The sequence below is a fragment of the Variovorax sp. GW821-FHT10D07 genome (assembly GCF_059415325.1).
Window position 1 is genome coordinate 218,846 of record NZ_JBWKMZ010000008.1, and the last position, 18,812, is coordinate 237,657.

The 18,812-nt window shown below is 71.6% G+C and carries 18 protein-coding genes; 13 read left to right on the forward strand and 5 right to left on the reverse strand.

Features of this window, described 5'->3' with window-relative positions:
* The first annotated feature begins 130 nt into the window (after nt 1-130).
* From AC07PU_RS23330 to AC07PU_RS23345, 4 genes are all read left to right on the forward strand, one after another.
* Nucleotides 131-1,159, forward strand: coding sequence for an ABC transporter substrate-binding protein (locus AC07PU_RS23330; RefSeq protein WP_093340632.1), 1,029 nt, complete (start codon nt 131-133; stop codon nt 1,157-1,159).
* On the forward strand, nt 1,156-1,683 hold the full coding sequence (locus AC07PU_RS23335; RefSeq protein WP_093340634.1) for a nucleoside deaminase: 528 nt from the start codon (nt 1,156-1,158) through the stop codon (nt 1,681-1,683). The genes AC07PU_RS23330 and AC07PU_RS23335 overlap by 4 nt, the downstream gene beginning before the upstream one ends.
* Before the next feature lie 33 nt (nt 1,684-1,716).
* Complete coding sequence (locus AC07PU_RS23340) at nt 1,717-2,547, forward strand: urease accessory protein UreD (RefSeq protein ID WP_093340636.1); 831 nt, start codon at nt 1,717-1,719, stop codon at nt 2,545-2,547.
* Between the two features lie 76 nt (nt 2,548-2,623).
* Nucleotides 2,624-4,198, forward strand: coding sequence for a diguanylate cyclase domain-containing protein (locus tag AC07PU_RS23345; protein WP_495320900.1), 1,575 nt, complete (start codon nt 2,624-2,626; stop codon nt 4,196-4,198).
* Nucleotides 4,199-4,213: 15 nt separating this feature from the next.
* Here AC07PU_RS23345 and AC07PU_RS23350 read toward each other — a convergent pair whose 3' ends face one another.
* Entirely contained in the window at nt 4,214-5,086 is an 873-nt protein-coding gene (locus AC07PU_RS23350; RefSeq protein WP_296784553.1) for a LysR substrate-binding domain-containing protein, read from the reverse strand.
* A 106-nt stretch (nt 5,087-5,192) separates the two neighbouring features.
* Between AC07PU_RS23350 and AC07PU_RS23355 the strand changes: the two genes are divergently transcribed.
* The 4 genes from AC07PU_RS23355 to metC all read left to right on the forward strand — a co-directional run bounded on the left by AC07PU_RS23355 (nt 5,193) and on the right by metC (nt 9,758).
* Nucleotides 5,193-5,783 (forward strand): cysteine dioxygenase family protein, encoded by a 591-nt coding sequence (locus AC07PU_RS23355; protein WP_093340642.1) that lies wholly within the window; start codon nt 5,193-5,195, stop codon nt 5,781-5,783.
* A gap of 34 nt (nt 5,784-5,817) precedes the next feature.
* Entirely contained in the window at nt 5,818-7,398 is a 1,581-nt protein-coding gene (locus AC07PU_RS23360) for a rhodanese-like domain-containing protein (protein ID WP_495320903.1), read from the forward strand.
* Between the two features lie 135 nt (nt 7,399-7,533).
* Nucleotides 7,534-8,523 carry a Bug family tripartite tricarboxylate transporter substrate binding protein gene (locus tag AC07PU_RS23365; protein ID WP_495321129.1) on the forward strand — a complete coding sequence of 330 codons (990 nt, stop codon included), beginning with the start codon at nt 7,534-7,536 and terminating at the stop codon, nt 8,521-8,523.
* A 32-nt stretch (nt 8,524-8,555) separates the two neighbouring features.
* Complete coding sequence (gene metC / locus AC07PU_RS23370; RefSeq protein WP_495320905.1) at nt 8,556-9,758, forward strand: cystathionine beta-lyase; 1,203 nt, start codon at nt 8,556-8,558, stop codon at nt 9,756-9,758.
* A gap of 7 nt (nt 9,759-9,765) precedes the next feature.
* On the opposite strand, the gene AC07PU_RS23375 is transcribed toward metC, so the two are convergent.
* Entirely contained in the window at nt 9,766-10,962 is a 1,197-nt protein-coding gene (locus AC07PU_RS23375) for an MFS transporter (protein ID WP_495320907.1), read from the reverse strand.
* Nucleotides 10,963-11,110: 148 nt separating this feature from the next.
* On the opposite strand from AC07PU_RS23375, the gene AC07PU_RS23380 reads away from it, so the two are divergent.
* From AC07PU_RS23380 to AC07PU_RS23395, 4 genes are all read left to right on the forward strand, one after another.
* Nucleotides 11,111-11,515, forward strand: coding sequence for an ArsR/SmtB family transcription factor (locus AC07PU_RS23380; RefSeq protein WP_495320909.1), 405 nt, complete (start codon nt 11,111-11,113; stop codon nt 11,513-11,515).
* A gap of 57 nt (nt 11,516-11,572) precedes the next feature.
* Nucleotides 11,573-12,979: a sensor domain-containing diguanylate cyclase gene (locus AC07PU_RS23385; RefSeq protein ID WP_495320911.1), complete on the forward strand. Its 1,407-nt coding sequence runs from the start codon at nt 11,573-11,575 to the stop codon at nt 12,977-12,979.
* 157 nt (nt 12,980-13,136) lie between these two features.
* Nucleotides 13,137-13,847: a peptidoglycan DD-metalloendopeptidase family protein gene (locus AC07PU_RS23390; RefSeq protein ID WP_495320913.1), complete on the forward strand. Its 711-nt coding sequence runs from the start codon at nt 13,137-13,139 to the stop codon at nt 13,845-13,847.
* Nucleotides 13,848-14,381: 534 nt separating this feature from the next.
* Nucleotides 14,382-14,732 (forward strand): H-NS histone family protein, encoded by a 351-nt coding sequence (locus AC07PU_RS23395; RefSeq protein WP_431510155.1) that lies wholly within the window; start codon nt 14,382-14,384, stop codon nt 14,730-14,732.
* Between the two features lie 251 nt (nt 14,733-14,983).
* Here the strand turns inward: AC07PU_RS23395 and AC07PU_RS23400 are convergent, their stop codons facing one another.
* Nucleotides 14,984-15,907, reverse strand: a complete 924-nt coding sequence (locus AC07PU_RS23400; RefSeq protein WP_495320915.1) for a helix-turn-helix domain-containing protein — start codon at nt 15,905-15,907, stop codon at nt 14,984-14,986.
* 116 nt (nt 15,908-16,023) lie between these two features.
* Between AC07PU_RS23400 and AC07PU_RS23405 the strand changes: the two genes are divergently transcribed.
* Nucleotides 16,024-16,740: a hypothetical protein gene (locus AC07PU_RS23405; protein ID WP_495320917.1), complete on the forward strand. Its 717-nt coding sequence runs from the start codon at nt 16,024-16,026 to the stop codon at nt 16,738-16,740.
* Here the strand turns inward: AC07PU_RS23405 and AC07PU_RS23410 are convergent, their stop codons facing one another.
* Nucleotides 16,741-17,973, reverse strand: coding sequence for a glycosyltransferase (locus tag AC07PU_RS23410; protein ID WP_495320919.1), 1,233 nt, complete (start codon nt 17,971-17,973; stop codon nt 16,741-16,743).
* Nucleotides 17,970-18,557 carry a TetR/AcrR family transcriptional regulator gene (locus tag AC07PU_RS23415; protein WP_495320921.1) on the reverse strand — a complete coding sequence of 196 codons (588 nt, stop codon included), beginning with the start codon at nt 18,555-18,557 and terminating at the stop codon, nt 17,970-17,972. The genes AC07PU_RS23410 and AC07PU_RS23415 overlap by 4 nt, the downstream gene beginning before the upstream one ends.
* Between the last annotated feature and the right edge of the window lie 255 nt (nt 18,558-18,812).

The following is an 18,812-nucleotide window of genomic DNA, read 5'->3' on the forward strand; positions in this document are numbered from 1 at the left end:
AAGAGTAGAAGCGTTCAGCAGCGCACGCACCACGAACGTGCGCCCGCCCGGAAATTGCTCTTGAAATGCCCGCCGCCCTCTTTCCCCAGAGGGCGAACGGATTCAAGAACCGAAGATTCCGAGGCTTCCCATGCACCGTCGATCCTTCCTCGCGGCCAGCGCCGCCACCCTCGCCGCTCCGGCCGTCCTCGCCCAGGGCGGCAACGGCCGGCTCACCCCCCTCAAGTTCACGCTCGACTTCCGCATCAACGGCCAGACCGCGCCTTTCTTCCTCGCGCTGGCCAGGGGCTACTACAAGGAGGAAGGGCTCGACGTGAGCATCGACACCGGCGCCGGTTCGGTGGCCTCCATCACCCGCATCGCCAGCGGCGTCTACCAGCTCGGGCTGGGCGACATCAGCTCGCTGGTGGAGTTCAATGCGCAGAACCCGGGCACGCCGGCGGTGCAGGCCGTCTACCAGTACTACAACCGCGCACCATTCGTGATCATCGGCCGCAAGGACCGCGGCGTGACCGGCGACTTCAAGAGCCTCGCGGGCAAGAAGGTGGCGGCCGCCGCGGTCGAATCGACGCGGCGCGCCTGGCCGCTGGTCGCGCGCAGGCAGGGCCTGCGCGCCGACGCCTTCCAGTGGCAGACCACCGACTTCAGCGCGCGCGACAACGTGATGGTGCGCGGCGACGTCGATGCCGCCACCTACTTCCACGATTCGGCGGTCTCGCTGTTCGCGCGCATGCGGCCCGAGACGCTGTCGGTGCTCAAGTACGCCGACGCGGGCGTCGACCTCTACGGCAACGCCATCCTCGCGAGCAGCAACCTGGTGGCGCAGAACCCCAAGCTGGTGGCCGCCTTCCTGCGCGCGAGCAACCGCGCCATCGTCGAGACCTTCGCCGATCCGGCGCCGAGCATCGCGGCCATGCGCCAGCGCGAGCCCATCCTCGATGAGAAAATCGAGCGCGAGCGCTGGAACATCACGGCCCAGTACGTGGGCGCCGCCGACACGCGCGGCCACGGCCTCGGCGACATCCGCAAGCTCACGCTGGAGCGGCAGGTCGACGAAGTGGCCGACGTCTTCGGTCTGAAGGTCAAGCCCGCCTCCGACGCCATCTTCAACACCACGATGCTCCCATCGCGCACCGAACGCACCCTTCCCAAGGCATGAACTCCCCCAGCACCACCACCCCCACCGCTCCCGCCGAAACCGCGCTCGACGAACGCGACGGCCGCTACCTGCGCAAGGCCATCGTCTGGTCGCACCTCGCGCGCCGGCGCGGCAACCGGCCCTTCGGCTCGGTCATCGTCTCGGCCGCGGGCGAAGTGCTCTGCGAGGCCTACAACAACACCGGTGAGACCGGCGACTGCACCGGCCATGCCGAGACCAACGCGATCCGCGCGCTCGCGGGCCGCGGCATCTCGCGCGAGGAACTGGCCGGCGCCACGCTCTATGCCTCGGGCGAGCCCTGCGTGATGTGCGCGGGCGCGATCTTCTGGTCGAACATCGGCCGCGTGGTGTTCGGCATCGACGCCGAGCGGCTGCGCGTGTTCCGCGGCGAGCGGCAGGACCAGCGCGATGCCGAGCTGTCGTGCCGCGACGTGTTCCGCGCCTCGCCGCATCCGATCGAATGCATCGGCCCGGCGCTGATCGACGAGGCCAGCGCCGCCCACGACGGCGCCTGGAAGACCTGAAGCGGCGCACCGCGAGGACCTAGACTCCCCCGCATGCCCTGGCACGCCCGCCTCCATCTCTCCTACCGACACGAAGCCGACCGCACCGTCGCCCGCTTCCGCCACGACGGCCCGCTGCGCATCCTGCAGAGCCTCTATCCCGAGGGCGACACCGTCTGCCACAACGTGCTGGTGCATCCGCCGGGCGGGCTGGTGGGCGGCGACACGCTCGAGATCGAGGTCGAGGCCGCCGCCGGCAGCCATGGCCTGGTGACCACGCCCGGCGCCTCGCGCTTCTACCGCAGCGAGGGCGAGCGCGCGGTGCAGCGCACCCGGCTGCGGCTGGCGGCCGGCGCGCGGCTCGAATGGCTGCCGCTCGAGGCCATCTGCTACAGCGGCTGCATGGCCGAGAACCGCATCGCCATCGAGGCCGAGCCCGGCGCCGAGATGATCGGCTGGGACGTGACGGCGCTGGGCCTGCCCCATGCGCGCCAGCCCTTCGAGCGCGGCAGCCTGCTGCAGCACATCGAGGCGCCCGGCGTGTGGCTCGAGCGCGGCCGCATCGACGCGGCCGACCACCGGCTGCTGCAAAGCCCGCTGGGCCTGGGCGGCCACCGCTGCCTGGCCTCGCTGTTCTACGTGGCGGGCACGCCGGCCGCGCGCGCCCGGCGCGAGGCGCTGCTCGCGCTCGCGCGCGAACGCATCGAGGCCCAGGGCCTGGCCGACAGCGCGGGCGCCACCAGCCCGCATGCCGAGGTGGTGGTGCTGCGCGTGCTCGCGCCGGTGGTCGAACCCGCGATGCGGCTGCTGCGCCAGGTGTGGCAGGACTGGCGCGCCGAGCTGTGGTCGCTGCCGGCCGCCACGCCGCGCATCTGGTCGACCTGAAGTCCCCCGCCGCGGCGGCGGCACGGGGGCTTCGGCTACAGTCCCGCACCTCCCCGCCTCACGACCCGCCGCCAGAGTGACTCTCCGAACATCCGCTCGCAGCCTGGTTGTCCGCCTTCTGGTGATGGGGCTGGTGATGGCGATCGTCGGTACCGCCGCCAGCTACATCCAGCTCAGCCGCTTCCTGCGCGAGGACCTGACGCAATCGGTGGCTTCGCAGCAGACGGCACTGGCCGCCTACGTGGCGCGCGACGTCGACAACTACCTGGTGGAACGGCTCGCCTTCCTCGAGCGGCTGGCGCAGGCCGTGCCGCCCGAGCTGCTGGCACAGCCCGCGCCGCTGCATGCCTGGCTCGCGGAGCGCGGCGCGCTGAACCCGCTGTTCCCGCTCGGCCTGGCGCTCGCCACGCCCGACGGCAGGCGGCTCGACCAGGACGGGCAGTTCGCGACCGAGGCGCTGGAATTCGCGGCCGCGCGCGCCGGCCGCCGCGCGGTGGGTCGGGCGCAGGCCACCGCGCAGCACCATGCGGCCCTGCCCATGGCCGTGCCGCTGCGCGACGGCCGCGGCGAGGTGGTGGCCGTGCTGCTCGGCACCGCCGACCTCACGGCCGACGGCCTGCTCGACCACCTGCTCGAAGGCCGCGTGGGCCAGGCCGGCGGCATCCTCGTGATCTCGCCGCGCGACCGGCTGTTCGTCGCCTCGACCGATGCGACGATGATGCTCACCCCCACCCCGCCCGACGGCGTGAACCCGTTGCACGATCGCGCGATGGCGGGCTACCGCGGCAGCGGCACGACGCGCAACGCGAGGGGCATCGACGAGATCTCGGCCATCGCCTCGGTGCCGACCACCGGCTGGTTCGTGGTGGCGCGGCTGCCGGTGTCGGAGGCGCTGGCGCCGGTGGCACGCATGCAGGCCTTCATCCTGCAGCAGCGCGCGCCGGCCGTGACGATGGTGCTGATCGTGATCGGCCTGATCATGACCTGGCTGCTGCGCCCGCTGCTGCGCGCCGCCGACCAGGCCGACCGCATGACGCGCGGCGAGCTGCCGCTGGCGCCGCTGCGCGTGGTGCGCGACGACGAGATCGGCCATCTGACGCAGGCCTTCAACCGGCTGCTGGCCAAGCTGGTCGACAACCAGCAGGCGCTGGCGCGGCTGGCCCACCACGACACGCTGACCGGCCTGCCCAACCGCAAGCTGCTCGACGAGCGGCTGCAGCAAGCGCTCGCCCAGGCCGCGCACCACGGGCAGCGCGTGGCGGTGCTCTACCTCGACCTCGACGGCTTCAAGCAGCTCAACGACACCCTGGGCCACGAGGCCGGCGACCTCGCACTGCGCGAGATCGCGCGCCGGCTGCAGGCGCTGGTGCGGCAGACCGACACCGTGGCGCGCATCGGCGGCGACGAGTTCGTGCTGCTCGCCACCGGCCTCGCCGAGCCCGCGGAACAGGGCGCGCAGGTGCTGGCGCAGCGCTGCATCGAGGCGATCGCCGAGCCGCTGCAGCTGGCGCGCGCGAGCACGCTGATCGGCGTGTCGGTGGGCATCGCGCTGGGCAGCGGCGGCGAGACGCCGCGCGACCTGCTGGCGGCCGCCGACCAGGCGATGTACCGCGCCAAGCAGGACGGCCACGCCCTGCCCGCGGTGCGCTGAGAGAACCGGCGCCGCTCAGCCCGCCGCGTCGGTGCGCGGCAGCCGCAGGTGCTTCTTGAGGTGCTCGAACACCTGCCGCGTGACCGGGTTCACCACGTGGCTGCGCACGTAGAGGTGGTAGGCCAGGTCGGGCAGCCGCGGCATGCCGTCGCCCACGCCGAGCACGCGCAGGCCCGCGTCGAGCTGCTCCACGCCGCGCGCCGTCACGCCGAGCCCCGCGCGCAGCGCCGCCTTGATGCCGATCAGGCTCGAGGAGGTGTAGCGCGGCGTCCAGGGCACGCCGGCCGCGTCGAGCGCCTCGTGGCCGATGCGCCGGAAGATGCTGGGCCCGTCGGCCATGATCAGCGGCACCGGCTTCGCGCGGTCGTGCACGTAGCCCGCGGCGCACAGCCACACGGTCGGCGAGTTGCGCAGCACCACACCCTCGAACTGGGTGTCGATGCGGTTGGAGATGATCATGTCGACCTCGCCACGCTTGAGCGAGGTCATGAGGTAGGGGCTGCGCGCCACGTGGATGTCGAGCTGCAGCAGCGGCGAGGTGCGCGCCACCTCGGTCAGCAGCAGCGGCAGCATGGTCTCGGCCACGTCGTGCGGCGCGCCGATGCGCAGGTTGCCCTCGAGCTGGCCCTCGCGCAGGCTGCGCAGCGCCTCGTCGTTGAGCGCCAGCAGGTGGTGCGCGTAGTTGAGCAGGCGCTGGCCGTGCTCGGTCAGCCGCTTCTGCCGGCCCTGCTTGGCGAACAGCGGATGGCCGATCTGCTCCTCGAGCCGCTGCATCTGCTGCGTGACGGCCGACTGCGTGCGGTCCAGGTGCACCGCCGCGGCGGCGAAGCTGCGATGGGTGACGACGGCCGCGAGCGTGCGCAGCAGTTCGAGGTCGAGCGTGGGCATCCATTAATTTTATTGATGTGTTTTGCGCCCGTGCTGGATTGTTCGGCGGCGCCGGGCTCCCTACAGTGGCTTCACAGAAATCAGGCATCCCCACAGGAGAAACCGCATGAGCACCGCATCCGCCCCGCGCCACGAGGCCGTCCAGAACGCCATCGGCCAGATGAAGAAAACCATCGATGGCGGTGAACCGACGCGCGAGAAACTGGCCGAGGTGCTCGAAGCACTGCAGGGCCTGGCGGCCCGCGCCGAGTACTGGCAGGCCGGCGACTACCCGCCGCCCGAGCCCGGCGAGCACCAGGCGCGCTACCTGATCGCCGAGGACGCCGACCAGAGCTATGCGCTCTATCTCAACGTGATGCGCCCGGGCAAGCGCATCGTGCCGCACAACCACACGACCTGGGCCTGCATCGCCGCGGTGGAAGGCACCGAGCACAACCGCGTCTACCAGCGGCTGGACGACGGCTCGGTGCCCGGCGTGGGCCGGCTCGAGGAGACCGCGCTGGTGGTGGTCGCGCCCGGCGCCGGCATCGCGCTGATGCCCGAGGACATCCACTCGGTCGAGATCCAGGGCGAGCAGACCATCCGCCACCTGCACATGTACGGCCGCGCGCTCGAGACGCTGGACCGCCGCACCGCCTACGACCTCGCGGCCGGCACCTGCCAGACCATGGGCATCGGCGTGCAGACGCGGCGCTGAACTGAATCCCTCGCTTCCTTCCTTTCCGCTCTCCATGACCTCCATCGACCCGAAGACCCTCAAGCGCTGGCTGCACGACGGCGGCGAGATCGCGCTGCTCGACGTGCGCGAGCACGGCCAGTACGGCGAGTCGCACCTGTTCTACGGCGTGCCGCTGCCCTTCAGCCGGCTCGAGCTCGATGCGCCGCGCCTGCTGCCGCGCCGCGGCGTGCGCATCGTGACCTATGACAGTGGCGACGCGCAGAGCCGGGGTGTCGCGGAGCGCGCCGCCGAACGCCTGCGGGCGCTCGGCTACACCGAGGTGCACGTGCTCGAAGGCGGCACGCGCGCCTGGCAGGCCGCGGGCCATGCGCTGTTCGCGGGCGTGAACCTGCCCTCGAAGACCTTCGGCGAACTGGCCGAGGAGGCCTATCACACGCCGCGCATCGGCGCCGACGAACTCGCCGCCATGCTCGCGCGCCGCGACGACGTGGTGGTGCTCGACGGCCGGCCCGTGAGCGAGTTCTTCAAGATGAACATCCCGGGCGCGACCTGCTGCCCCAACGGCGAGCTCGCCTACCGCGTGCGCCGGCTCGTGCCCGACGACCGCACGACCATCGTCATCAACTGCGCGGGCCGCACGCGCAGCATCATCGGCGCGCAGACGCTGATCAACCTCGGCGTTCCGAACCCGGTCTATGCGCTGGAGAACGGCACGCAGGGCTGGTACCTCGCCGACCATGCGCTCGCGCACGGCGGCACCGAGCGCTATGCCGACGACAGCGGCAACGCCGAACTGCGCGAGGCCGCACAGGCGCTGGCCGCGCGCTTCGGCGCGCCCACGGTCGACGCGCGCACGGTGCGCGACTGGGCCGGCGACGCGGGCCGCAGCCTGTTCCTGTGCGACGTGCGCACGCCCGAGGAATTCGCGGCCGGCAGCCTGGCCGGCTCGCAGCACACGCCGGGCGGGCAGTTGCTGCAGGCGGCCGACCAGTACCTGGGCGTGCGCGGCGCGCGGCTGGTGCTGTTCGACAGCGACGGCGTGCGCGCGCCCACGGTCGCGAGCTGGCTGCGCCAGATGGGTCATGACGCGAGCGTGCTCGAGGGCGGGCTCGCGAGCGGGCTGGCGCTCGCGGCGATCGATGCGCCGATGCCGAAGCCGCTCGCCACGATCGATGCGCACGCGCTCTCGGCGCGCATCGAAAGCGGCGAGGTCGCGCTGGTCGACCTGCGGCCGGGCATGGCGTTCCGCGCCGGCCACATCGCGGGCGCGCGCTGGTCGATCCGGCCGCGGCTGGCCGACGACCTGCGCGGCGAGACGCGGCCCCTGGTGCTGGTCGCCGACGACCCGGCACTCGCCGCCTGGGCCGTCGCCTCCGAGCTCGAGGACCACGCGGCACCGCTGCTGCTCGAAGGCGGCATGGCCGCGTGGCGCGCCGCCGGGCTGCCGCTCGAAGCCACGCCCGCGCTGCCCAGCGATGCCGACTGCATCGACTACCTGTTCTTCGTGCACGACCGCCACGACGGCAACAAGGAGGCCGCGCGCCGCTACCTCGCCTGGGAGACCGGCCTGGTCGCGCAGCTCGACGCGCAGGAGCGCGCCGCCTTCCGATTGCCGGGCGCGCCGCAGGCCTAGCCCTCGAACCCTTCCCCGTCAGTCCACCGACCGCGGCTTCGCGCCACGGTCCGGCCTTCGCTCGTCCTCGTTCGTTCCGTCCAGGAGTTCACCATGTCGACTGCTTCCGGCCTTTCCACGCACCGTCCGTCCCGCATGCGCCGCGCGCGCTGGTTGTTCGCCGCCGCGTGGAGCGCGGCCCTCGCGCTGCAGGGCGCGACGGCCGACCCGCTGCCCGCGCGCAACGGCTACCCCACGCAGGCGATCCGCTTCATCTCGCCGTTCCCGCCCGGCGGCGGCAACGACGCCACCGCGCGCCTGGTGACCACGCGCCTGGCCGAGATCACGGGCCAGCCGGCCGTGGTCGACAACCGCGGCGGCGCGGGCGGCAACATCGGCGCCAAGGCGGTGGCCGACGCCAAGGCCGACGGCTACACCGTGCTGACCTCGCAGGTCTCGATCATGGCGGTGAACCCCGCGCTGTACGCGGCGCCGGGCTTCGATCCGGTCAAGAACTTCGTGCCGATCACGCAGATCAACGCGGCGCCGCTCGCGCTGGTGGTGGAGGCGACCTCGCCGCTCAAGTCCTTCGCCGACCTGGCCGCGAAGGCCAAGGTCAGCCCCGGCAAGCTCACCTATGCCACGCCGGGCAACGGCACGCTCTCGCACCTGGTCGGCGTGGTGCTGCAGAAGGACAACGGCGTCGACATGACGCACGTGCCCTACAAGGGCGCCGGCCCCGCGCTCACCGACCTGCTCGGCGGCCAGGTCGACGTGCTCGTGACCTCCACCGCCTCGGTGGCGGGCATGGTGCAAAGCGGCAAGTTGCGCGTGCTGGCCGTGACCAGCCCGCGCCGCATCGGCGTGTTCGCGAAGGCGCCCACGCTCGAGGAGCTCGGCTATGCCAACGCGCGCTTCGAGGACTGGTACGGCTTCTTCGCGCCGGCCGGCACGCCGCCCGAGCGCGTGGCCTATCTCAACGAGGCGATCGTGCGCACCCTGCACCTGCCCGAGGTCAACAAACAGGTGACCGACGGCGGCAGCGAGGTGGTCGCGAACACGCCCGAGGCTTTCGCGGCGCAGCTCAGGCAGGACATCGAGCGCTGGTCGCGCATCGTGAAGCTGTCGGGCGCGCGCGCCGACTAGCATCGGCGACGCCACAACGAGACAAGACGCCCATGCCCGCCTCGCCCACCGATCCTTCCGGCCTGTCCCTCGAGACCCGCATCGCCCACCTGGGCAAGCACCCGGCCCATGCGGGCGGCGCGCCGGTCAACCCGCCGCTGGTGCGCGCGAGCACGGTGGTGTTCGACAGCGTGGCCGCGATGCGCGACGCCCGCGCGCGGCGCGGCGAGGAGCGCGTCTTCAGCTACGGCGCGCGCGGCACGCCCACCACCTTCGCGCTCGAGGATGCGGTCAGCGAACTCGAGGGCGGCTACCGCACGCGGCTCTTTCCCACCGGCCTCGCGGCCATCGGCATGGTGCTGCTGTCCTACCTCAAGCCCGGCGACCACGTGCTGATGTCCGACAGCGTCTACGAACCGGCGCGCCACCTGGTGCATTCCTTCCTCGATCCCTACGGCATCCGCTGCAGCTTCTTCGCGGCCGACGGCAGCGGCATCGAGCAGCTGTTCGAGCCCGCCACGCGGCTGGTCTACGCCGAGTGCCCGGGCTCGCTGGTCTACGAGATGTGCGACCTGCCGAAGCTGGCCGCGCTCGCGCATGCGCGCGGCGCGCTGCTGGCGGCCGACAACACCTGGGGCTCGGGCCTGCAGTACCGCCCGCTCGCGCTCGGCGCCGACATCTCGCTGATGGCCGCCACCAAGTACCTCTCGGGCCACTCCGACGTGATGATGGGCACGGTGGCCACCACGCGCGAGGCCTGGCGCGCGCTCAACGAACGCTGCGACGCCTTCGGCATGACGGTGAGCCCCGACGATGCCTGGCTGGTGCTGCGCGGCATCCGCACGCTGTCGGCGCGGCTGCGCCTGCACGAGCAGCATGCGCTCGAGGTCGCGCGCTGGCTGCAGGCCCGGCCCGAGGTCGCGACCGTGTTCTGCCCCGCGCTGCCCACGCACCCGGGCCACGATCTCTGGCGGCGCGACTGCAGCGGCACCAACGGGCTGCTGTCCTTCGAGCTGCGGCCGGAGATCGCGCCGGCCGCGGTCGAGCGGCTGGTCGACGCGCTCTCGCTGTTCGGGCGCGGCTCGTCCTGGGGCGGCTACGAGAGCCTGGTGGCCTGGGCCAACATGCGCGCGGCACGCAGCGTGAGCGACTGGAGCGCGCGCGGCGCGGTGGTGCGGCTGCACGTCGGGCTCGAGGCGCCGGCCGACCTGGTGGCCGATCTCGGGCGCGGCTTCGCGGCGCTGCACGCCGCCTGAGCCGCGTTCAGGCCGGCAGCGGCGCGGCCTGCGCGCGCCGGGCCGCGCGCCGCAACCGGCCACGCACCACGGCCGCGAGGCCGGCCGCCGCGAACACGCCCGCGGCGCCCACCCAGGGCAGCGAGCGCACCTTGTCGGCCGCCACCACCAGCGAGCCGATCCATGCGCCCAGCGCGATGCCGAAGTACATCGCCGAGGCATTGAGCGACAGCACCACCGACACCGCCTGCGGCGCTTGCTGCACCAAGGTGACCTGCTGCACCGGCGGGAACGACCAGCCCACCACGCCCCAGGCCATGATCAGCCCGAACACCAGGTAGACCGCGACCTGCGGCGACGCCGAATGCGCGACCCAGGCCAGGCCGGCCTGCACCAGGCCCAGCGCGGCCAGCGCCAGGCCGCCCACGCGCAGCGCGCCGAAGCGGTCGGCCATGTGGCCGCCGAGCAGGTTGCCGATGGCGCCGCAGACGCCGAACGAGAGCAGCGCCAGCGCCACGCCGTCGTCCGACAGCCCGGCCACCAGCCGCAGCAGCGGCGACAGGTAGGTGTAGACACCGAAGATGCCCGCGAAGCAGACCAGCGTGACGCCCAGCGTCATCAGCACGTCGGGTTGCGCGGCGATGCGCAGCCGCTCGCGCAGGCTGGGCACGGGCCAGGGCACGGTGAGCGGGCGCAGCCGGGTCAGGCCGAGCAGCGACACCAGCGACAGCAGGCCGATCATCCAGAAGGTGGCGCGCCAGCCGAAGCTGTTGCCGACCCAGGTGCCCAGCGGCACGCCGAGCACGGTCGCGGCCGTCATGCCCATGTAGAGCAGCGCCAGCGCCCGGCCGCGCCGCGACGGCTCGGACGAGGCGGCCGCGTACGAACCCGCCGCCGCCATGAACAGCCCCGCGAACAGCGCCAGCAGCACGCGCGCGATCAGCAGCGCCGTGAAGCCCGGCGCGAGCGCGGCGATCACGTTGGCAAGCGTGAAGCCGCCCATCGCCAGCCGCAGCTGCCGGCCGAACGGCCAGCTCGCCGTCAAGGTGGCCGTGACCGGCGCCGCGATCGCATAGGTGAAGGCGAAGGCCATCACCAGGTGGCCCGCCTGCGCGATGGTCACGTGCAGGTCGCGCGACACCGCGGGCAGGATGCCCGCGATCACGAAGCCCTCGGTGCCGATGGCGAACGCGCCCGCCATCAGCCAGATCAGTTTTGTCAGCATCCGTTACTTTCCGGTTGGTTCAACGACTGTTGAACAAGGGCCGCGAGCGTACTGCGAAGCCGGCCTTTGTTCAATAACCGTTGAACTTCGAGGCCCTTGGGGTCCTTCGGCTTAACGCCAAGGTGTCGCTGGGTTACCCTGCTGCGCCATGTCGACCCTCGAGCTCCCGCACCCGGCCACCGAAGACATCGACCTGTCGGCCGTCTACGACGCCCTGCGCGATGCCACGCGCCGCCGCATCCTGCTGCTGCTGGACGAGCACACCGAGCTCAACTGCTCGAGCTTCCTGGGGCTGGGATCGAAGTCGCGGCTGTCCTATCACCTCGCGCGGCTGCGCGAATCGGGCCTGACGCAGACCCGCGCCGAGGGCACCGCGCGCTACATGCGGCTGCGGCGCGACGACCTCGCGCGGCGCTTCCCGGGCCTGCTCGACGCCATGATCACGGCCGCCCGCCAGGAGCGGCAGGACGCCCCGGCACCGCCGCCGGCACCCGCGCCAAACACCGCCGGTCGCCGGGGCGTGAAAAAAGCCCCCGCACCGGGCAACAATTAGTGACCTTTTCTTAAGGCCAAAGGTTACATTCAGGCTCCAGCGCAGCGCATACCTGCCATGAACCGGATCGGCTTCTTCCAACGCACCACTTTCCCGCCGGGAAGCGCGCACTCGCGCCCGGCGAGCTTCATTCCCTGGCTGATCGCGGTCCAGCTCTTCGTGCTCGTGCCGATGCTGGTCTTCAGCGTCTACGTCACCACGCGCATGGGCGATCAGGCCGAAGCCCGCGAGCGCCAGCTGCTGCTCGACAAGGCCAACAGCACCGCCGCCGCGATGGCGCGCGAAGCCGACCGCCTGCGCGCCGATGTCCACCAGCTCGCCACCCTGCCCGGCGCGGGCCAGCGCTTCGAGGTGCTGGCCTCGGGCGAGACCTCGGTCGCGCTCCATGCCCTCTACCGCCAGTACAACCCGAACGCGCTGGCCGATGCCGCGATCGCGCGCGCCAGCCTGCGGCCCGAGGGCTTCGGCGTGGTGCTGCGCGAACAGATCTGGCCCGAGGGCTGGGTCGCCTCGCTGGTCGACGCCAGCGGCAAGGTGGTCGCGCGCTCGCGCGACGAGGACCGCTACCTCGGCCATCACGCCACGCCGCAGCTGCGGCAGAAGATCGCCGGCGCCGACCGCAGCGTCAGCAGCACGCTCACGCTCGACGGCCTGAAGGTGCTCTCCACCATCGCGCCGGTGCCCGGCACCGCCTGGTGGGTCGCGGTCGGCGTGCCCGAGGACACCCTGAACCGCAGCGCCCGCAACCCGCTGGCCTCGCTGCTCGGCATGGGCAGTTGCCTGATCGTGCTGGGCCTGGCCGCCTCGGCGCTGATCGCGCGCCGGCTCAACCGCGAATTCCGGCCCGCGTTCCTCAACGTGCCCGACGTGGTCGTTCCCAGCGCCACCGCGCGCGCGCTCACCGTGCCCGGCCCCGCGGCCGAGGCCATGCCCAAGCCCGGCGTGGCCGCCGAGGTGGCGCCCGCGCCCGAGGACATGGCACGCGACGACGCCACCGGCCTGCCGCTGCCCGAGGTCTTCCTCGCGCAGGTGCGGCAGGCGCGCAGCGTGGCCGAGAACAGCCCCGGCTTCCTCTGGTGCGCGATCAGCGTCGAGCTCGGCGGCCTCGCCGCGGCACGCGACCGCCTCGGCGAGGAAGCGGCCGAACGGCTGCTGCAGGCCTTCGTCGGCCGCATGCGCCGCTCGGTGCGGCCCGGCGACGCCTGCGGGCGCGTGGACGCCGACACCTTCGTCATCGTGCTGACCGGCCCGCGCGACGGGCTGGCACAGGCGGCCGAACGCGTCGGCTCCTCGCTGGTGCGCGGCGCGCGGGCGCTCGGCCACGGGCTGGACTGCAAGGTCGGCTTCGCCATCGGCGATCCGGCGCGGCCGGTCACGGCGGTGCTCGAACAGGCCGCCCATGCGCGGCAGGAAGCGCGCATCGACGGCGCCAGCGCCACGCGCTGGTTCAACGTCATCGCCTGAGCCTCCCGGCCTCCTACGCCGGCTCGCGGCCGCCTTCCGGACGGCCTGCCGCCGCCTCGTGCGATCATGCCCCGCCGCGCACGGCGGCTTTTGATCCAGGAGGTATCCGGTTTTGGTTTCGACAGGCAGGAACTGGCGCAGGCACGCCGCGCCGCTCGTGGCACTGACGATGGCGCTGGCCATCGCGGGCTGCTCCACCCCATCCCCGGGCAACGCGCCCGTCGAGAAGAGCGATGCACGCGGTCCCGGCAACTACGTGGTGCAGCCGGGCGACACCCTGTACCGCATCGCCTCGAAGACCGGCCGCCGGATGCAGGACATCTCGCGCTGGAACGGCATCGACGACCCCGACAAGCTCGAAGTCGGCCAGGTGCTGCGCATCGTGCCGCCGGGCGGCGCGTCGGAACCGCCGCCGCGCACCGCGGGCGGCGAGCGCGAACCCTCGAAGCGGCCCGTGCCGCCGGCCCCGCGCGAATCGGGCCCGCCGCCCTCGCGCGTCGGCACCGGCGACTGGGCCTGGCCCGCGCAGGGCCAGGTGATCGCCGGCTTCAACGGCGGCAGCAACAAGGGCGTCGACATCGCCGGCAAGCTCGGCGAGCCGGTGGTCGCCGCGACCAAGGGCGTGGTCACGGTCAGCGAAACCCTGCGCGGCTACGGCAACGTGCTGATGATCGACCACGGCAGCTCGCGCATGACGGTCTACACCCACCTGCGCACCGCGCTCGTGAAGAAGGGCCAGACCGTGCAGAAGGGCCAGCAGATCGCCGAGATGGGCAATACCGACGCGGACCGGGTCAAGCTGCATTTCGAGGTCCGCGTGGGCGGACGCGCGGTCGATCCGCGGTCCTTCCTGGCCGACGGGCGATAACCCCCGGCTGACGGCGGGTCCCGCGATCCCCACCGGAATTGGGTGGACTTTGCGAATTGGGATTTCCGATCGCGCACCGAACACGACGATCTGAATATTCCCGGCGGCGTTCTTTGTGCCCGCCCAATTGCGGACTCGAAGATCCGCGGCGAATGCCGCGCCGCACAATGCCGGGCCACTCGCGGCTGCGATGAAGTCGAATGCATTCATCGATCGGGGAAGCTATTGATGTGCAGTCCGCACCCGGCCACGACTGCCGCCGACCGGATTCCCAATGCGCCGGTCGATGCGTTGGCAAACTCCCCAATTCCCAAAATGGAATCCGAATTCCGGTTGCCAATCAGATAAAGTCGGCGGGCCGGATCCGAAAGCCGGCACGGATTGGCGATCGGCCAACGGATGCTTTTTTTGCAGACCACCTGTCGGCAACCTGTCCTGATTTCGATCTTGCGACAATTGCTGACAACGAAAAATGCGTTCGCGGCCTAATCTCGCCTGCTCTCCTCTCTCTTCACTCCAATACAAAGCATCTCCATGGCCAAGACATTCCAACAGGTCCAGAAGCAAATCGAACAACTCCAGAAAGAAGCGGATCAGCTTCGCAAGAAGGAAGCGGACGGCGTTCTCGAACGCATCCGCGAAGCCATCGAGGTGTATGGCTTCACGGCCGCCGAACTGGGTTTCGGTCGCTCGCCGGGCCGCCCGGCCGCCGCGGCGAAGCCCGCCGCGCGCAAGGGCCGCAAGGGTCGCAAGGCCACCGCGGGCAATGCGCCCAAGTTCCGGGACGACCAGGGCAATGTGTGGAGTGGCCGTGGTCCGCGTCCCGGCTGGTTCAAGGCCGCGCTCGAAGCGGGCAAGTCGCCCGACGAACTGCTCGCGAAATAAAGCGACGATCTTCGGGAAGCCCTGCTACCACCAGCGCGCCATCCCGAAGCCCGCTTCGGCGTTTTCGAATTGCACATGCGGCCCTTGCGGCCGCATGTCTTTTTTGGGAGCCATCCGAATTGCGCAGCGACACGGGCGGGCATCGATCGAGGGTCTGTCTTCTTGTCGGCACCGCGCCGGATACGAACCGGCGCTGGCCTCAATTGACCATCGCCCGAAGAGTCCCCGCGTCATCGGGAATTGCAAGATCGCTATGCCCCGGCGCGCGGCGTTGCCGACGGCAACTCGCCGAACAGTGCCTTGTAGCGCTGCGAGAAATGGCTCAATTGATGAAAGCCCTGCGCCTCGGCCGCCTGCGACACGCTCAGTTGCGCGGGCAATGTGGCCAGCAGGCGACCGCGCACCGCATTGAGCCGCAGGCTGCGCAGGTAATGCACCGGCGTCGTGTCGGCCATCTCCCGGAAGCCGTTCTGCAAGCTGCGCCGGCTGGTGCGCAGGCGCCGGCACAGCGCCTCGATGTCGGGCGGCGCGGCACCGCTGGCGGCCACGATGCGATGGCACTCCGAGACGATGAAGCTGGCCGAGCTGCCGGCCACGCCCGGTGGCGCGCCGGCCGCGCCCTCGAGCACGGCATGCAAGGCCTCGAAGGCGATGCGCGCGGCGGCTTCCTCGCCCGCGGCATCGCCGCCCTGCACCAGCCCCAGCAAGGCGTGCCGCAAGCACGCCACGGTTTCGGCCGGCGCGCGCAGCACCGGCTGCGACAGCAGGCGCAGCGCCTGCGGCGGCAACGGCCGCGCATCGAGCAGGCGGCGGAACTGCTCGGCCTCGAAGGTCACGGCCAGCAGTTCCATGCCGCGCGGGCGCTGCAAGGTGAAGTCGTCGCCCGCGCGCAGCAGGAACAGGCTGTGGTCCTCGAGCGCGCGGCCCTGCACGCGCGGAATGCCCGCGCCCTGACCGTTGCCGACCGCGAAGCACAGCCGCCCCGCGGGCAGGCAGCCCTGCTGCACCACGCGCTCGCTCATCCACTTGCGGAACACGTGCACCCCGCCCGAGACCGCCTCGGCCAGCGTGCTGCGCATCACGCCCTGCGACAGCTGCAGGTAGCGCTGCTGCCATTCGGGCGCGGAGGCGCCATGCAGATGGAAGTCGTCGAACAGGTCGAGGGTGAGGGCCATGCGTGGGCAAGGGGGCGGTGGGTTGCCAGCGTACGCCGGCCCGCGCATTTTGCCGATTTGGGTTAACGAGCGTTCGGCCTCCCGCCGCACACTGCCGGCCTCCCTGGAGTCCGACCATGGCTACAACGCTTGCATCGCACGGCCGCAAGGCCTTCACCACGGCGCTGGTCGCCTGCGCGGCAGCGCTTGCCGGCTGCGGCACGGCGCCGAACGCCCTTCCCTCTTTTCCCTCCTTTCCCTCTTCTTCTTCCAACCAGAGCAGACCCATGACCGAGGAACAGACCAAGCAAGCCATTCAAGGCGACTGGATCAGCATCGCGCCCGAAGTCCGGCCCAGTGCCGCGAAGAATGCCGACGGCACGCTCAAGCCCTTCTACCTGAAGCGTGCCTTCAAGGCCTTGCCCGGCGACCGCTTCGAGCTCGCCATCGTCAATTCGGCCGACCCGAATGGCGCGGTGCCGCTCGCACGCATCCTCATCAAGGGCCACATGCTGTGGCGCGGCGCGCACCCGATCGCGGCCGGCGCGCAGAAGGTGGACTTCGTGGCCGACGAGGCCTACGAGGTCACGCCGCTGATCCAGGGCTTCGCCGACCTGCTGAACCAGGTGGCCAGCCAGGGCTATGCGAAGTGGGAACTCAACGGCACGCAGAGCGTGTTCGGCAAGAGCTTCGCGCCCTTCGGCCTGGCCGCGGGCCGCCATTTCATGGAATACGACCTCGTCTACCTGCGCGGCGACATGCTGTTCTGGGGCGCGCGCCACATCGATGGCCGCGGCTTCGACACCGAGCAGAACCGGCCGACCAACCTGCAGATCCCGCTGGTGCGCCCCTGATCAGCGCGCGAGCGTGGCCTCGATGAAGGCCACGGCGCGCGCCAGCCCCTGCTCCGCGCGCATGCGTTCGCCGAGTTCGCGCGCCCGCGAGCGCACCGCCTCGTCGTCGGTCCACGCGATGCCGCGCGCCAGGTCCCGGGCCGTGAGCCGCGTGCCGGCCACCGCCGCGGGCGCCACGCCGGCGCGCGCGAGCTGGTGGGCCCAGAAGAACTGGTCGCCCGCGAACGGCACCACCACCGAGGGCACGCCCGCGCGCGCCGCCGAATGCGTGGTGCCCGAGCCGCCGTGGTGCACCACCGCCGCCATGCGCGCGAACAGCCAGTCGTGCGGCACGTCGCCCACCGCGTGGAAGTTGGCCGGCAGCCCCTGCACCGCCATGCCGCTCCAGCCCGGGTTGAACACCGTGCGCCGGCCTGCCATCGCCTCGATCAGGGTCGCGCGCATGCGCACCGCATCGAAGCCCGTCATGCTGCCGAAGCCCAGGTAGACCGGCGCTTCACCCGCGTCGAGAAAGGCCTGCAGCGCCGCGGGCACCTGCCACGCGCTGGCGGGCGGCATCCATTGCCCGAAGGCCACCGCGTTGCCGGGCCAGTCGGCCGGGCGCGGCAGCAGGCTCGGCGAGAAGCCGTAGAGCATCGGGTGCCCGTCCCACATCTTCCCGCGTGCCGGCAGGCCGCAGACCTCGGCGCGCGCCGCGTTGATCGCCGGGCGGAAGGCGCGCCACAGCATCGCGTTGACGAAGCGATGGCTGGTGCGGTGCAGCCAGCGCGGCACCTTCGCGGGCGGCAAGAAGGGCGTGGCGAAATCGCGCGTGGGCGTGAGCGGGAACATCCCCGCGCCGATCACCGGCACGCGCAGCGCATCGCCCGCCGAGAGCCCGACGAAGGCCGCGAGGCCCGCGGACACGATGGCGTCGCAGCCGCGCGCCGCCTCGACGGTCTGCCGCAGCCAGGTTGCGGCATTGGCATTGGCGATGGCCGCGAGCGCCTTCGCGGCCGCGCCCGGGTTGTGGCTCTGCGCGACCACGTTGGCGATCGCGCCGCTCGCGCCCAGCGCGCCCTGGATGTCGCCGGCCAGCACCTGCGAGCGCACGCCCAGGCGCTGCGCGGTGCCGAGCGTGGAGGCATCGGCCAGCAGCAAGGTCGAATGGCCGGCCGCGTCGAGCGCATGGCACAGCGCGGCGAGCGGACGCGCATCGCCCTCGGTGCCGTAGGTGACGACCGCGATCTTCATGCGCGCTTCCTCCTCGCGGGCCTGCCGGCGGCGCGCGTGCCGTCGACGAAGACCGCGACGATCGCCGCGAACTCCTCGCCCAGCACCAGGCCCGGCACGGTGAGCCAGCGCATCAGCGCGCCGAAGTACAGGTGGTGCAGCAGTTGCGCGAGATGCTCGGGCGCCAGGTCGGCGCGCAGGCTGCCCTCCTGCTGCGCCTCGCGGATCAGCAGCTCGAACAGCCCGATCAGGTCGCGCGGCCGGTCCTCGGGATCGCCGCCGCCGTCGATCTCGGACTCGATGTTGAGGAAGCGAAAGCGGAAGTAGTCGAGCAGGTAGGCGCGATGGCGCTGCGACCATGCGGCCGAGGCCTCGAGCAGGCGCGCGAGCCGCGCCTCGAAGCCGCCGGGCGCACCGACCAGCGCGGCGAGCCGCGCGGTATCGGCCGCGAGCGCCATGTGGACCCAGTGCGCGAGCACCGCCTCCTTGGTCGCGAAGTGGTTGTAGAGCGTGCCCTTGGCCACGTCGGACTGCAGCGCGATCTGCTCCATCGTGGTGGCGTCGTAGCCCTGGGTCTCGAACAGCCGCATGGCGGTGGTTGCCACGTGGTCGAGCGTCTGGACGCGCCGCCGCTCGCGGCGGCCGGGAGGTTCGGGGAGTTTGGGCGATGGCAAGGCTGACACCTTGATATTGAACGTCGTCCAAGTTTATACGACGTCTAAAAATTCTCCGATGCCGAACGGTCCGCGGACAGACCGGAGCGACCTGTCCTCCACGTACCGGCCGAGGAGCACACGAACTTTTTTACTTGTTTTCGGGGATTGAGCGGCCATGGGCTTGCACGCAGAGTACGCACGCTG

Bases quoted from the DNA above. Each gene is read 5' to 3' on its own strand.
- metC (WP_495320905.1), top strand. From the start codon at position 8,556: ATGCCCGCCTCGCCCACCGATCCTTCCGGCCTGTCCCTCGAGACCCGC.
- AC07PU_RS23365 (WP_495321129.1), top strand. From the start codon at position 7,534: ATGCGCCGCGCGCGCTGGTTGTTCGCCGCCGCGTGGAGCGCGGCCCTC.
- AC07PU_RS23395 (WP_431510155.1), top strand. From the start codon at position 14,382: ATGGCCAAGACATTCCAACAGGTCCAGAAGCAAATCGAACAACTCCAG.
- AC07PU_RS23340 (WP_093340636.1), top strand. From the start codon at position 1,717: ATGCCCTGGCACGCCCGCCTCCATCTCTCCTACCGACACGAAGCCGAC.
- AC07PU_RS23385 (WP_495320911.1), top strand. From the start codon at position 11,573: ATGAACCGGATCGGCTTCTTCCAACGCACCACTTTCCCGCCGGGAAGC.
- AC07PU_RS23350 (WP_296784553.1), bottom strand. From the start codon at position 5,086: ATGCCCACGCTCGACCTCGAACTGCTGCGCACGCTCGCGGCCGTCGTC.
- AC07PU_RS23405 (WP_495320917.1), top strand. From the start codon at position 16,024: ATGGCTACAACGCTTGCATCGCACGGCCGCAAGGCCTTCACCACGGCG.
- AC07PU_RS23355 (WP_093340642.1), top strand. From the start codon at position 5,193: ATGAGCACCGCATCCGCCCCGCGCCACGAGGCCGTCCAGAACGCCATC.
- AC07PU_RS23335 (WP_093340634.1), top strand. From the start codon at position 1,156: ATGAACTCCCCCAGCACCACCACCCCCACCGCTCCCGCCGAAACCGCG.
- AC07PU_RS23375 (WP_495320907.1), bottom strand. From the start codon at position 10,962: ATGCTGACAAAACTGATCTGGCTGATGGCGGGCGCGTTCGCCATCGGC.
- AC07PU_RS23410 (WP_495320919.1), bottom strand. From the start codon at position 17,973: ATGAAGATCGCGGTCGTCACCTACGGCACCGAGGGCGATGCGCGTCCG.
- AC07PU_RS23330 (WP_093340632.1), top strand. From the start codon at position 131: ATGCACCGTCGATCCTTCCTCGCGGCCAGCGCCGCCACCCTCGCCGCT.
- AC07PU_RS23380 (WP_495320909.1), top strand. From the start codon at position 11,111: ATGTCGACCCTCGAGCTCCCGCACCCGGCCACCGAAGACATCGACCTG.
- AC07PU_RS23360 (WP_495320903.1), top strand. From the start codon at position 5,818: ATGACCTCCATCGACCCGAAGACCCTCAAGCGCTGGCTGCACGACGGC.
- AC07PU_RS23400 (WP_495320915.1), bottom strand. From the start codon at position 15,907: ATGGCCCTCACCCTCGACCTGTTCGACGACTTCCATCTGCATGGCGCC.